At 32.0% G+C, this 14,280-nt stretch carries 7 protein-coding genes and 1 pseudogene; 3 read left to right on the top strand and 5 right to left on the bottom strand.

The window, feature by feature from the left end:
- Nucleotides 1-44 precede the first annotated feature (44 nt).
- A complete protein-coding gene (typA, locus tag ACIQ66_RS02645) occupies nt 45-1,841 on the top strand; it encodes a translational GTPase TypA (protein ID WP_396211260.1) in 1,797 nt (598 codons plus the stop codon).
- A 139-nt stretch (nt 1,842-1,980) separates the two neighbouring features.
- Here the strand turns inward: typA and ACIQ66_RS02640 are convergent, their stop codons facing one another.
- The 5 genes and pseudogenes from ACIQ66_RS02640 to ACIQ66_RS02620 all read right to left on the bottom strand — a co-directional run bounded on the left by ACIQ66_RS02640 (nt 1,981) and on the right by ACIQ66_RS02620 (nt 12,732).
- Nucleotides 1,981-6,531, bottom strand: coding sequence for a T9SS type B sorting domain-containing protein (locus ACIQ66_RS02640; protein ID WP_396211259.1), 4,551 nt, complete (start codon nt 6,529-6,531; stop codon nt 1,981-1,983).
- A gap of 34 nt (nt 6,532-6,565) precedes the next feature.
- Nucleotides 6,566-8,857, bottom strand: a complete 2,292-nt coding sequence (locus tag ACIQ66_RS02635; protein ID WP_396211258.1) for a choice-of-anchor L domain-containing protein — start codon at nt 8,855-8,857, stop codon at nt 6,566-6,568.
- Between the two features lie 2 nt (nt 8,858-8,859).
- Nucleotides 8,860-9,605: pseudogene (locus ACIQ66_RS02630) on the bottom strand (ATP-binding cassette domain-containing protein).
- Nucleotides 9,606-9,745: 140 nt separating this feature from the next.
- Complete coding sequence (locus ACIQ66_RS02625) at nt 9,746-11,194, bottom strand: glyceraldehyde-3-phosphate dehydrogenase (RefSeq protein WP_396211257.1); 1,449 nt, start codon at nt 11,192-11,194, stop codon at nt 9,746-9,748.
- Nucleotides 11,195-11,343: 149 nt separating this feature from the next.
- Nucleotides 11,344-12,732 carry a Do family serine endopeptidase gene (locus ACIQ66_RS02620; protein ID WP_396211256.1) on the bottom strand — a complete coding sequence of 463 codons (1,389 nt, stop codon included), beginning with the start codon at nt 12,730-12,732 and terminating at the stop codon, nt 11,344-11,346.
- 132 nt (nt 12,733-12,864) lie between these two features.
- Here ACIQ66_RS02620 and dapF point away from each other — a divergent pair, with 132 nt between their 5' ends.
- Nucleotides 12,865-13,653 carry a diaminopimelate epimerase gene (gene dapF / locus ACIQ66_RS02615; RefSeq protein ID WP_396211255.1) on the top strand — a complete coding sequence of 263 codons (789 nt, stop codon included), beginning with the start codon at nt 12,865-12,867 and terminating at the stop codon, nt 13,651-13,653.
- A 25-nt stretch (nt 13,654-13,678) separates the two neighbouring features.
- On the top strand, nt 13,679-14,209 hold the full coding sequence (locus ACIQ66_RS02610) for a GNAT family N-acetyltransferase (RefSeq protein WP_396211254.1): 531 nt from the start codon (nt 13,679-13,681) through the stop codon (nt 14,207-14,209).
- The last annotated feature ends 71 nt before the right edge of the window (nt 14,210-14,280 follow it).

The following is a 14,280-nucleotide window of genomic DNA, read 5'->3' as shown; positions in this document are numbered from 1 at the left end:
TATATCAAAAAAAAGTGTACTTTTGCACCCATTAAAAAACTCAGATGGAATCTATTAGAAACATTGCAATTATTGCTCACGTTGACCACGGTAAAACTACATTGGTTGACAAAATTATGTATCATTGTCAACTTTTTCGTGAAAACGAGAATACTGGCGACTTAATTCTTGACAACAATGACCTTGAACGTGAAAGAGGAATTACAATTACTTCTAAAAACGTTTCTGTTTCATATAAAGGGACAAAAATTAATATTATTGATACGCCTGGTCACGCCGATTTTGGTGGTGAGGTAGAACGTGTATTGAACATGGCCGATGGTGTTTGCCTTTTGGTTGATGCTTTTGAAGGACCAATGCCACAAACTCGTTTCGTTCTTCAAAAAGCGATTGATTTAGGTTTAAAACCTTGTGTGGTTATCAATAAAGTTGATAAAGAAAACTGTACACCTGAAGAAGTGCACGAAAAAGTTTTTGACTTAATGTTTGAATTGGGTGCCGAAGAATGGCAATTGGATTTCCCAACTGTTTATGGTTCTGCTAAAAATAACTGGATGTCAGATCATTGGGAAAATGTAACCGATAATATTGAACCATTATTAGATATGGTAATTGGTAATGTTCCTGCTCCTAAAGTTTCTGAGGGAACACCTCAAATGTTGATTACATCTTTAGATTTCTCATCTTTTACAGGTCGAATAGCAATTGGCCGTCTTGAAAGAGGAGTTCTTAAAGAAGGTATGCCAATTTCTTTGGTAAAAAGAGATGGTACAATAATGAAGTCAAGAATTAAAGAATTACACACTTTTGAAGGTTTAGGTCGTAAAAAAGTGCAAGAAGTTATAGCTGGTGATATTTGTGCAATTGTGGGTGTTGAAGGTTTTGAAATTGGTGATACAATCGCTGATTTTGAAAATCCAGAAGCATTGCAAACAATTGCTATTGATGAGCCTACAATGAGTATGTTGTTCACTATTAACGATTCTCCTTTCTTTGGTAAAGAAGGTAAATTTGTTACTTCTCGTCATATTAGAGATAGATTGTCTAAAGAATTAGAGAAAAACCTAGCGATGAGAATGGGTGAAACTGATTCTGCAGATAAATTTATGGTTTTTGGTCGTGGAGTTCTTCACTTATCGGTTCTTATTGAAACAATGAGAAGAGAAGGTTATGAGCTTCAAATTGGTCAACCACAGGTTATTATTAAAGAAATTGATGGTAAAAAATGTGAACCAATTGAAGAATTAACCATTGATTTACCTGAAACTTTATCCGGTCGTGCTGTTGAATTCGTTTCTATCCGTAAAGGTGAAATGTTATCTATGGAAGCTAAAGGTGAACGTATGATTGTAAAATTCAATATTCCTTCTCGAGGAATTATAGGATTGCGTAATCAATTGCTTACTGCTACTGCTGGTGAAGCTATCATGTCGCACCGTTACATAGGATACGAACCTTTCAAAGGCGATATTCCTGGAAGAAACAACGGTTCATTAATTTCTATGGAAAACGGAAAAGCAATTCCGTATTCTATCGATAAATTACAAGATCGTGGTAAATTCTTTGTTAATCCAAACGACGAAATTTATGAAGGTCAAGTTATTGGAGAAAATTCTCGTAGCGATGATATGTGTATTAACGTAACAAAAGCTAAAAAACAATCTAACGTTCGTTCTTCTGGAAATGATGAAAAAGCTAGAATTATTCCACCAATTATTTTCTCTCTTGAAGAAGCTTTAGAGTATATTCAAAAAGATGAGTATGTTGAGGTTACACCAAAATCTATTCGTTTGAGAAAAATCTATTTAACAGAAAATGATAGAAAAAGATTTAAACTATAATTAAATTTTAAATCTAAATAAACTAAGCCATTAACGAAAGTTGGTGGTTTTTTTTTGAAGCTAATCCTGCTCTTCACTATATCTTGCTGTGCGAACACCGCCCAGCAAGGATGCCGTTGCGATCAGGGCTAAAACACATTTATCTTTTCAAACTAAAATGCCCTTTTACAGTTCGCCCGTTTTCAAATTCATATATAAACCAATAATCATCGGCAGGCATAGCAGTTCCGTCAAATGTTCCATTCCAACCCATTCCTTCTGGACTTATTTGCTTTATAAGTTTTCCAAAACGATCATATATTCTTATAATTACACTTTCATTTATATCTAAATTGTAGCCGCTAATATTCCATGTGTCATTAAAACCATCACCATTGGGTGTAAAGAATTTTGGAAAACTCATAACAGTAATTTCAATTGGACCAACTAATCCACAACCATTACTATCTTTAATATAAACCGCATGTGTTCCGCTAGAAACATTCGTAAACTGATTAGACTCTTGAAATGAATTAGGTGCATCAATGCTATAAACATAATCACCAACACCCGAAACATTCACAATTATTGAATTTTCATTTACCAAATCTGAAATTGTTATAGTTTGTAAAGTGGCTATTTCAGAAGGTTTTACAGTAATCATTCTTTCTTCTGTACAACCTACTAGTGAAGTTACAATTACTTTATAGTCGCCACTACTTGTAATATTTATTGTTGATGTTATAATATTCAAGGCAACAGAATCTTTAAACCATTCATAAGTATAATTAGACGCTGGACTACCATCTTGTATGCCAGCAGTTAGTGTTACTGTTTCAAATGGCTTGTTAAGGCAAATTATTGCTTCATCAGTAAGTTTTATATCTGGCTTTTTGGTAACAATTAGGTTAATGTAAGGTCCAAGAGCAAAGCATTCGTTAGAGAGTGTATTGTCTACTCTAACCCAAATTTGTTGTAAATTAGGTGTTGTATTTCTAAAATTTGAAACCACTCCATATTGGTTTGATCCAGGAATTGCAACTTCTGGAATAGGATTCAATTCTGATAAAGCATCATTCTGATTGGTATAAAAACGAACAAAATAAGTGTTGGAAATAGGAAGTTCGTCTAAAATAGCTTGTATAGCACTGCTAAAATCAAATGTTGCAATGCCATCATTACTTTCGCTAAAATTTGAAATAAAATCATCACATTCTTTAAATTCCAAACTAAATGAATTAGAAATTTGTGATGAGGTTACCACAATATTTAGTTGTGCAACATTATAGCAGTTGTTGCTATTTACAACTCTTATCCAAACGGTATTTCCTAGTGAATTATCATAACTTTCAGGATTTAAAATTAGCTGAGAAGCATCAGCATCAATAGCACCTTGTTGTGTTTTGTAATATGAAAATGTTTCGTTTAGTGCATTTGGTGATAAACTTATATCTTCTTTTTGTCTCAAATTTAGTATTGAAAATCCATCTACAGTGCCATCATCTTCACATTGCACAATAGAAATTGGGGAATTTAAGTTGGGTAGAGATAAAAAATTAATCGTGGCTACGTTTGAAATTAATCCACATGAATTACCATTTTTTTGCAAGAAAACTCTATAAAGATGATTACTAAAATTAGCAGGTATTTTACTAATTGTTAGTGAATTAGTAGCTGTTCCTGAATAAATTAGTGAATTAGTTATATTTTGCCACGAAGTGCCATTGTCATTTGAAACTTGCCATTGGTAACTATCTACAGCATTTGTTGCAATAGTAAATGTAGCATTTTCTAATTGGCAAGTAGTTTGATTAGTTGGTTGAGACAATATAAAAATAGGAGCAGCTAAACTATAATTAATATTTGGAGTTGTGTAACCATTTGCTGTTCCTAGAACTATTCCATTAGTATTAATTGTCACTGGAAAATTATTTCCTAAATAGCCATCATTGTTTGCATCAGTAAAACCAGCTTCAATTACATCATTGCAACCATCACCATCAGAGTCAGAATCAATGTAATTTGCAATTCCGTCATTGTCATTATCTAGTAAAATATAGTTTACTATACCATTGTCTGGAGTAGTTTCAACCGCATTTTGAATTCCATTATTCCCAAAATTAGTTCCTCCAAATGAACCCAAACTGTTGTTTAAACCAGTGAGATTTATTCCAGATTCGACAATATCAAAAATTCCATCATTATCAGAATCAACGTCAATATAATTTGGAATTCCATCATTATCTGAATCAATAGGAATAATTCCAGCACCAAAAGCATCGTCTAAACCATCACGATTAGCATCGGTATTAGAAAGTTGGATAGGATTTGTTCCTTGAGCTTCTACAAAATCTAATATACCATCATCATCAGAATCTAAGTCAAATTTCTTTTGTATAGCAATGGTTTGTATACTATTTCCAATACAATCGCTAAATAAAATAAAACCAACTTTGTTTGAATTTGTATCTGATAGGTTTTTATGAATAATAGTTATTGAATTTGTGGCAATAGTTTTAAAGGTAAATGTACCTGTTCCAGCTGCTAGAGGAATTGAGCCATTAAGTCTAAATCGTATTTCAAATGCTGTAAATTGTGTTACACCACTTTCGTAATTACCATCATAATTGGTGTCAATTAATAGTTGGTTGTCCGGATTAATTACTGAAATACTTTTGTTAACAGGAACTTTAATTACAAATTCGGCATCTGCATTAAGTAAATTCGGACTTCCAGCGGAACAATATTTAAAACCCAAAGGAAAACTTTTTGTTGCATCTGTTAATGAAAGCGTGTAAGAAACAAAGCTTGTTTTTCCTGCTGGAACTTCGCTACTAAAGCTACCGTCAATATTTCCAATTATAGGGTTGGCAACAGCATTAAATGATGTTGTAATTTGTCCAGTAAAGGTAGTGTCATAAATTGGTAAAGATGAGTTGACAGAAATTGTTCCACTATTTGTATTGGAAAGGTTAATTTGTGGAGTTAAGTTACTTTCAATGCAATTTACAATTCCATCATTATCTAAATCAATATCTATATTATCATTTACACCATCATTATCATAATCATTTGTGCAATCACTTACAGGAATAATATCTGATACTTCAGTTCGATTACATGCAGTATTTGTTGCAGAAACATAATATTCACCCGGTTGATTGGGTTGAATAGAAGTTCCTGTTCCAATTTGTGTACCATTAAAATACCATTTAAACTCGTCAAAAGATGATATTGTTCCAACTGACAAAGTAGCATTTGGAATACAACTACTGAGTAACGGATTGATTGTTGTAAATGAAATTTCAGGTTTTAAAATAAAGCCTGAATAATAACCGCCAAATGTTGCAGCTCCAACGCTTCCAAGTGAAGCAAGATATAATTCACTAGTAGAATATACTGCCACATTACCTGTTAAACCAGTTATTGTATAAGTTACATAATTAGCATTTCCAGTTACAGTATTTGGACCATTTGTTGTGTAGCCAGCAAATGCTAATTCTTCATATGTATAAGATGTGCCATTTATAATGAAGTTTAAAATAGAACCAGTTTTAGTTGTTATAGCAACTCTACCAATAAAATCTTTACTCCCAATTTTGTTAATATTTGGAATGTTATCAATTCCTTTTGGTGTTTCGCAACTAAGTGGTGGTACAAAAAACATATTTTGATTAGCGAAGTCAGTACGTGTATTGTCGCCAACACACTGATATGCAAAAATATTTTCAGAAGTTCTGATATATAAATTACCATTTTCATCATAATCATTTCCATTAAATGCCAAATAACTACCTTCGTTAATTAGAAAATCAGGATTGTCATTATCATTATTACCATTGAGAAAAACTTTGGTATCTTTATTAGCAACTAATAAGGGAACTTCTGTAACAGCTTGGCCAGTACTTTTTATAAAAATATATTCTTTTCCCGTTTTTTCAAACGATACTAATTGATCAATTCCATAATCTGTATTTGAAGACCCATTAGATCCAGTTGTTGAGCCACAATTAACCACAATATCTTTATCTGAAGAAATTTTCATTCCAATTAGCCCATCTCTATTAGCGCTTGTAGTATTTCCGCTTGTTGCTATTACATAGCTTTGACCATTATTTAGAGTTATAGAAAAAGGAGTGTTTCCAGTTGAAGAATTTAATAAAGTTACACCATTTTTTATATTATTAAAAGTTACGACGGTATTGTTTTCGGTGGCCAAAACTGATGCGAAAGTAATATTGTTAGAGCCAAAACCTTGTAAGTTATTATTTCGAAATGCTCCAACTCTATACTCTTTGCCTAAAGCCGCGAGTCCTTTTGAAGTTATTTGACCAGCTTGATTTGAACCTCCACCATTTAATCTAACAGAAACATAAACTACACTTTCTGCTTCTATAATAAAACCTTTGTCAGATGCTATTGATCCAACCAAACTGTTGTCTAATATAAATTGTGTATAAGTTCCAGTACCAATACTAAAAGAATACGGATTATTTCTCGATACGGTTCCCAAAATAGTTGATGAACCAAGTTGAATTATTCTGAAATTTACTGGATTAATACTTGGTGTTGATATATATATAAATTGTTCTTCTGCAATTGAGAACTCATTATTTGAGCAAGTAATTGGCGGTATATAATGAGTTTTACTTAGTTGTGAGAAACCAGTATTGGTTAGTAAAAAGAAGAAAAGTAACGCAATTTTTTTCATAAATTTAAAAAAAGAATTTAAAGATAGAAAAAAATTATCTTTTCAAACTAAAATGACCTTTAATTTCTTTTTTATTACTTAAAGTGAGTATAAACCAATAGTCGTCGGCAGGAAGATTTTCGTTTGATATTTTTCCATTCCAACCAGAATCATTAGCAGATAAGTTTTTTAACAATTTACCGTATCTGTCATATATTTCTAACGAACAATTTGGGTAAATATCTATGTTTTTTATCTTCCAAGTATCATTATAGCCATCACCATTTGGAGTAAAAAAGGTTGGGTAAGTTATAACTGTGATTTCTGTTTTTACAGTATCACAACCCTTTTTATCAATAATATAGACAGTATAATCGCCTGGAAGAACATTAGTAAAATAATTACTTTCCTGAAAAGTAGAACCATCTAATGAAAACTCATAATCTCCAATTCCAGTATAATTTATTAAGACCGAATTATTTTGCCCATTAAAATCATCAATTGAGATAGAACCAATTATAGCGCTTTCTGATGCTGTTATAAAAAATGTTTTGGAGGCTTTGCAATTTTTTAAATTTGTAACTTCAACTATGTAAGTTCCAGGTTGAGAAACACTAATTTGATTTGATGTTAGCGTAGGGTTCGCATTCCAACTATAGCTTGAAAATCCAGTGTCAATACCAATTATTTGTGGAATTCCAGAGCAAATACCAATAGTTTCATCTTCAAAATTTAATGGTGAAAAGGTATTAATTATTAGATTTACAGGAATGATTCCGTAGCAATCTTCGCCATTTATAACCCTAGCATAAAGAGTTTGCAAAGATGCAATTGTATTAGAAAATGGCATCGAAATAGCATTAGCCTGTAGCACAGCATCTTGAATAGTAGTATGATAAGAAAGTGAATAACCAGATGGTAATGTGGTTAAAATTTCTAATGAAACGGCATCAAAATCTTGAATTGTAAATTGGGTCAATCCATCTTGATTATTGTCTTGATCGCAATATTCTTTGGTTACAGAACTAGTTATATTATTTGGTATTTGAAGTTGAAGTGTAACAAAACCGATACATCCAAATTCATTTCGAACCCTAACAATGACTTGATTTGCAATAGAGTTTGAGAAGTTGGTAGGATTTTGAATTTTAGTAGTTTCATTTTCAGCATCAATTTGAGTAAGATAATAATCTTCAATAGTAAGATTTGAGGCAATTAATCCATTTGCTTTGGTTAGATTAAAAGTCGAAATTCCATCGCTATTATCATCACATTGCAAAAGAGTTAGAACACTAGTAATAATTGGCGCAGCATACTCAATAACAATTTCATCAGTTGCAGTGCAGGAAGCACTTATTTCAACTTCAACTTTGTATATACCTGCCGAAGTTACTTCGTAAGTAGCATTACTTTCTCCAATAAGTAAATTACCATCTTTGAACCATTTATAATTTGATGCTCCAGAAACTGCTCCATTCAATAGCACTTTTTCTCCATCACACAAAGGATTTTGGGTAGCAAATAATCGGTCTTCATCTAAATTTACACCAATATTAAAACTGCCACCTTTAAGGAAAATGGCCGAGTCATAAAGATTGTTTCCTTGGTCAGCCACCACTAGTTTAATATGATAAATAGTGCCGGCTGTTACGTTTGCTTGGGCAATTAGTGCTTTGGTTTGTCCATTGAAGTTAGTCGGATGATCAAAACCATTGAATCCACCAAAAAACTCCTCATTTGCAGGTGGGCAAATTGTACCTTGCCCTCTAACAGTATTTACTTTTACTGGAATTGTAGTACCAGGAATTACTGCTAAATTTTGATAAGGATTTGTTGAACCAACTTCTTTGAGAAGAAAAACAAAACCATCTGTAAAATTACATTGATTTTGGGAAGGATTGGATAAATACTGCTCGGATGAAAAAATATATTCAAAGCTTATTTTATTGGAAACTGGCTGAAAATCAAATTCTAAAACGGTTGCGTTTATGGAGTTGGAAATACCTAGAGCATTTTGTAAATCAGCATCGCCCGACCAGCTAGTAGAACCTTCGCTAAGAATATTACTATTAGGGCCAACAGCCGAAACGGCTCTTCCAGTACTCAAAATAATACCATCAGCAAAAGGAAAAATACTTGTTCCTGATGTAAAATACCCATAACTATCACCTCCAGCTTGATTGAGACTGTTTACCGAAATATTGGTAACATTTGCACATGGGCTGTTTATAAGAATGTCTTCAACTAACTCATTAATTGTTTTATTTTCTGTAACAGTAATATATTGTCCAAAAGATGATGAGGACAATACAAAAAAAAGTAAAATTGAAAGCAGTTTTTTATACATGTTCATAGCACTGCAAAGATACTACAAATCTCTTTTTTGGAGTAATTTATAACATAAAAATAAAACAATTTAAATTTTTGAAAAATGAACTGAATAATAGCAAATGCAAAAAAAAGTACAGTTATGAATTTTGACAAAATAAATTCTTTTTTTCTTATTCCATCAATACGATTTTGTTTCAAAGTTTCGTAAGTATATTCATTTTCCATTATCGAAACAATTACTATTACCAATAAAATGTTATTCCTTAGTGAGGTTATCAATCGAATAATATCTCTAATTTGATGAATATCTTCTGTGTCTAATCCGTTTGTTGGTTCATCAAGAATAAAATTTCGATATCATTAAGTAGGGTAGAAGCAATGGCTAATCGTTGTTTCATTCCAAATGAAAATGTGCTTTATTTGCTATTTTCTTTCTACAAGTCCAACCAATTCTAGTTTTCTTCAACTTTGGCATAATTGGTATTTTTGATCTTACCAACCAATTCCAAATTTTCTTTGGCAGTCAAATACGGGTAAAAATTGGGACGTTCTATTATGGTACCAACTTTTTTTAAAGCCTTTTGTGTTTGCATTTTGCCGCCAAACCAACTGTATTCGCCAGAAGTTTTGTTGACAATATTTAGAATAATGCCCAAATTGGTAGGTTTTTCCTAGTTATTTAGACCAAGAATTCCGTAAACATTTCCTTTTTGAATTTCTTGTGAAACATTATTTAGAGCGTGAATTTTATCTTGAATGTTTATTCAGATTTTTGATCTATAAGATGACTTTAAAAGTTTGATTGGTTTAATAGTACGACAAATATGATAAGTATTTGTCATAAAAAAAACCGCTTCATATTATAATGAAACGGATTTTCTAATTATTTAAACTGTAAAATCTATTAATAGTAAGTATAGCGTCTTACTTTAGCAATGTATTTTGCCAAACGAATTACTTGGTGGCTATAACCAAATTCATTATCATACCAAATATATAAAACAATATTTTTGCCATCTCCAGAAACAATTGTTGCATTACTATCATATATCGATGGAGCAGAAGTGCCAACAATATCTGAAGAAACCAATTCGTTGTTTAATGAATATTTAATTTGCTCAACTAAGTCACCTTCAAGTGCATATTTTTTCATAATGGCATTGATTTCATCAACCGAAGTTTCTCTTCCAACTTCAAGATTTAAAACCACAAGCGAACCATTTGGAACTGGAACACGAATAGCATTTGAAGTTAATTTTCCTGCTAAACTTGGTAATGCTTTTGCAACTGCGCTTCCAGCTCCAGTTTCGGTAATAACCATGTTTAAAGCAGCAGCACGACCACGACGGTATTTTTTATGCATATTATCTACCAAATTTTGGTCGTTTGTATAAGCATGAATGGTTTCTAAATGACCTTTTACAACACCTAAAGTATCTTCAATTGCTTTTAAAACAGGTGTAATAGCATTTGTAGTACACGAAGCAGCTGAGAAAATGTTCACTTCATCAGGATTATAATCGTTTTGGTTGACACCATGAACAATATTAGGAACACCTTTTCCTGGTGCTGTTAGTAAAACTTTGTCAACACCTTTGCTTGTTAAATGTCTTGCTAATGCTTCTTGTGTTGTGAAAGCTCCAGTATTATCTATGACTAAGGCATTATCAAAACCATATTGAGTATAATCAATTTCTTCAGGAGCATTTGCAGTAATGATGTGAACTGTAGTTCCATTTATTATCAATGCATTGTTAGCAACATCAGCTATTACAGAACCTTCAAAATCACCATGTATGGAATCATAACGTAACAAAGAAGCTCTTTTTTCTAACGAAACAGCATCATTTTTATCACGAGTTACAATGGCACGAAGGCGTAATTGTGTTCCTTTCCCCATTTTAGACATTAACTCTCTTGCTAATAAACGACCGATTCTACCAAATCCGTACAAAACAACATCTTTTGGTTTGTTGGTGTGGAATTCTTTCGCATCTTTTAATTTGTTTACTACAAATGATTTTGCATCACTATAATTGTTTTCTTCTAAATGGAATTCGTAAGTAAGTTTCCCGATATCTAATTTAGATGGTGGCAAATCAGATGTTAGAATAGCTTTTGCAATTTCAACCGAATCGAAAACAGAAATTGGTTTCCCAACAAATTCGCCTGCATATTCATGCAAGTTGATAATATCGCTTACATTTAGGTTAATCATTTGATTTCTGAACAATACAATCTCAATAGATTTGTCGTACCATAAATCGCTAATAATTTTGATTAACTCAACAGCTGCTCGTCTTCTGTCGGCTTGAAAAGAAACTTCTTTTTCGTATAAATTACTATTTGTCATGTAAAAAAGATAAAAATGTTAGTGTTGTTTTACAAATTTGGCGCAAAAATATAAAATAATAACGATTTACGAAAACGATTTCGTAACAATTTTTTAATTAAAAAAAGCCGGTATTAAAACCTAACTTTCTTTAATTATTAATCACCTTTTTACAAAATCAATCGAATAATTTGACCATTTGCAGTAAGCAATTCCATTTGAACACTTTGGTTTTCATTAACTTCTGAAATGATTTTTGAAAGTGTTTCGATATCATTAATTTTTACATTTCCAATTTTCAAAATTACTCCGCCTTTTAGTTCATCTGCATATTGCTCCAATCTTTCATTAGACAAATCTTTGATACGAACACCGTAATTAATATTGAATTTTTTCTTATCCGAAGCATCGATATTTTCTAATTCTAAACCTTTAAATTCAGTTGAAATAAATTCATTTTTGGTCAAAGTCACAGGAATAACTTTGGTATTTCCATCACGAATAATGGTTACTTGAATTTTATCATTTGGTCGTTTTGTGTTTATATATCCTGATAATTCAGCATAAGTTCCAATACTTTGATTGTCTAATTTTATAATCACATCACCACTTTTTATTCCCGATTTTTCGGCACCAGAATTTTTATTTACTTTACTTACGTAAAAACCTTGCGTTTGTTTAATTCCTAATTCTTTAGAAGCTGCACCATTCAATTCAGCACCTTCAACGCCTAAAATTCCTCGTTGTACATTTCCATATTCCATCAAATCTTCAATGATTTTTTTAGTAATATTAGACGGAACTGCAAATGAATAACCCACATAAGAACCAGTTTGCGATGAAATCATAGTATTAATTCCAATCAATTCGCCACGAGTATTTACCAATGCGCCACCGCTATTTCCTGGGTTTACTGCAGCATCGGTTTGAATAAATGATTGAATGCCACGAGTATCTAAATTTCTAGCTTTTGCCGAAACAATTCCAGCAGTAACTGTCGAATTCAAATTATACGGATTTCCGACTGCTAAAACCCATTCCCCAACTTTTACAGTATCAGAATCGGCAAAAACGGTGTATGGCAATTTTTCATCAGCATCAATTTTTAGTAAAGCAATATCCATTTTGGAGTCGGTTCCAATCAATTTGGCTTTGTACGATTTTTTATTATTCAAGGTAATTTCAATTTCAGATGCATCTTTAATCACGTGATTATTTGTTACGATATAACCATCTTCAGAAATAATAACACCCGAACCTGTACCAACTTGCTCTTGCTGTTGTCCACCTCTAAAGCCGTAGAAAAATTCCATAATTGGATTAGAAACTGTTCTAAATGAGACATTTTTTACGTGAACAACTGAATGAACCGTCTTGTCGGCAGCTTGCGTAAAATCTAAATTTCCATCAGCAGAACCAACATTCCTAGTAAAATTACTTGGCGCCATCGAGACGATTGAATCTGATGGATTATTGTTTTCAAAAAATAATTTGTAAGCACCTAAAGTTGTGGCGCCACTTAATAGAGAAACTAAAAATAAACTTCCAAATTTTTTCATATTATTATGTGTTTTGAAATACTAACGTAAAATTAAATCTAAAATTTTAACAAAAAACTAGTTTAACGCGTGTTTAACAATGATTAACTTTTCATTAATAGTTTGTACTTTTGTTCCAAGACAAAAATAAAAATGAACATTCAATTTTACAAATACCAAGGAACCGGAAATGATTTTATCATGATTGATAATCGTCAAAATTATTTCCCCAAAAATGATACCAATCTAATAGAAAAAATTTGTGACCGCCGTTTTGGTATAGGTGCTGACGGATTGATATTGTTAGAAAATGACAATTCGACAGACTTTAGAATGGTTTATTACAATTCTGACGGAAATGAGAGTTCCATGTGTGGCAATGGTGGAAGATGTATCGTAGCTTTTGCCAAAAGTTTGAATGTCATTCAAGATAAAACTACTTTCATAGCTACTGACGGTTTACACCAAGCAACGATTTTTGAAAACGGAATTGTTTCGCTTCAAATGAAAGATGTTGACACAATAAAAATTGAAGACGAATATATTTACCTAAATACGGGTTCGCCACATCATGTAACTTTGGTTAATGATATTCAAAATTATGATGTAAAAGCAAATGGAGCCGAAATTCGCTATTCCGATTTATATGGAAAAGCAGGTAGTAATGTAAATTTTGTATCACAATTAGCTGATAATCATTTTAGATTAAGAACCTACGAACGTGGTGTTGAAGACGAAACGTTATCTTGCGGAACAGGTGCAACAGCAGTAGCAATAGCCATGAACGCAATAGAAAAAACTAAATCATCTCAAATTGATCTAGATGTTCAAGGCGGAAAATTGAAAGTTTCATTTGAAAAAACAACAAAAGGTTATCAGAATGTCTTTTTAGAAGGAAAAGCAGCATTTGTTTTTGAAGGGAAAATAGAAGTAAACTCTTAAACTCCTTAACCTTTAAACTAAAAAAATGACTTTAAAAGGAAACAATATTTACATACGAGCACTCGAGCCTGACGATTTGGAGTTTATCTACGCAATAGAAAACGATGAATCGATTTGGCACGTGAGTAACACCCAAACACCTTACAGCAAATTTCTTATTCGTCAATATTTAGAAAATGCGCATCAAGACATATATGAAGCCAAACAATTACGATTAGCTATTTGTAAAAACAATGACTTTACTGCAATCGGATTAATAGATTTATTCGATTTCGATCCTAGTAATAACCGAGCTGGAATTGGAATTGTTATCAAAAAAAATCAAGATAGAAATTCGGGAGTTGGTACAGAATCATTGGGTTTGTTGATAGATTATGCTTTTTCAAAATTAAACTTACATCAATTATTTGCTAATATTAATCCACAAAATGAACCAAGTGTAAACCTTTTTACTAAATTTGGATTCCAAAAAATAGGCGACAAAAAAGAATGGAATTATATCGACGGTAAGTACCAAGATGAAAGTTTATATCAATTAATAAATAAAAAGTTTTGAAATCGCCACTAAATAAAAGTTTGCATAGCAAACACCAATCATTAAAAAGCGATTCCATATTTTACCGATAA

This window comes from Flavobacterium sp. (assembly GCF_044377315.1).
Classification (GTDB): domain Bacteria; phylum Bacteroidota; class Bacteroidia; order Flavobacteriales; family Flavobacteriaceae; genus Flavobacterium.
Note: the sequence above shows the minus strand (reverse complement) of the source record. Positions and strands in the feature narration are given on the sequence as shown.

Excerpts from the sequence above, each read along its gene's own strand:
- typA (WP_396211260.1), top strand. The coding sequence starts at position 45 with ATGGAATCTATTAGAAACATTGCAATTATTGCTCACGTTGACCACGGT.
- ACIQ66_RS02640 (WP_396211259.1), bottom strand. The coding sequence starts at position 6,531 with ATGAAAAAAATTGCGTTACTTTTCTTCTTTTTACTAACCAATACTGGT.
- ACIQ66_RS02635 (WP_396211258.1), bottom strand. The coding sequence starts at position 8,857 with ATGTATAAAAAACTGCTTTCAATTTTACTTTTTTTTGTATTGTCCTCA.
- ACIQ66_RS02625 (WP_396211257.1), bottom strand. The coding sequence starts at position 11,194 with ATGACAAATAGTAATTTATACGAAAAAGAAGTTTCTTTTCAAGCCGAC.
- ACIQ66_RS02620 (WP_396211256.1), bottom strand. The coding sequence starts at position 12,732 with ATGAAAAAATTTGGAAGTTTATTTTTAGTTTCTCTATTAAGTGGCGCC.
- dapF (WP_396211255.1), top strand. The coding sequence starts at position 12,865 with ATGAACATTCAATTTTACAAATACCAAGGAACCGGAAATGATTTTATC.
- ACIQ66_RS02610 (WP_396211254.1), top strand. The coding sequence starts at position 13,679 with ATGACTTTAAAAGGAAACAATATTTACATACGAGCACTCGAGCCTGAC.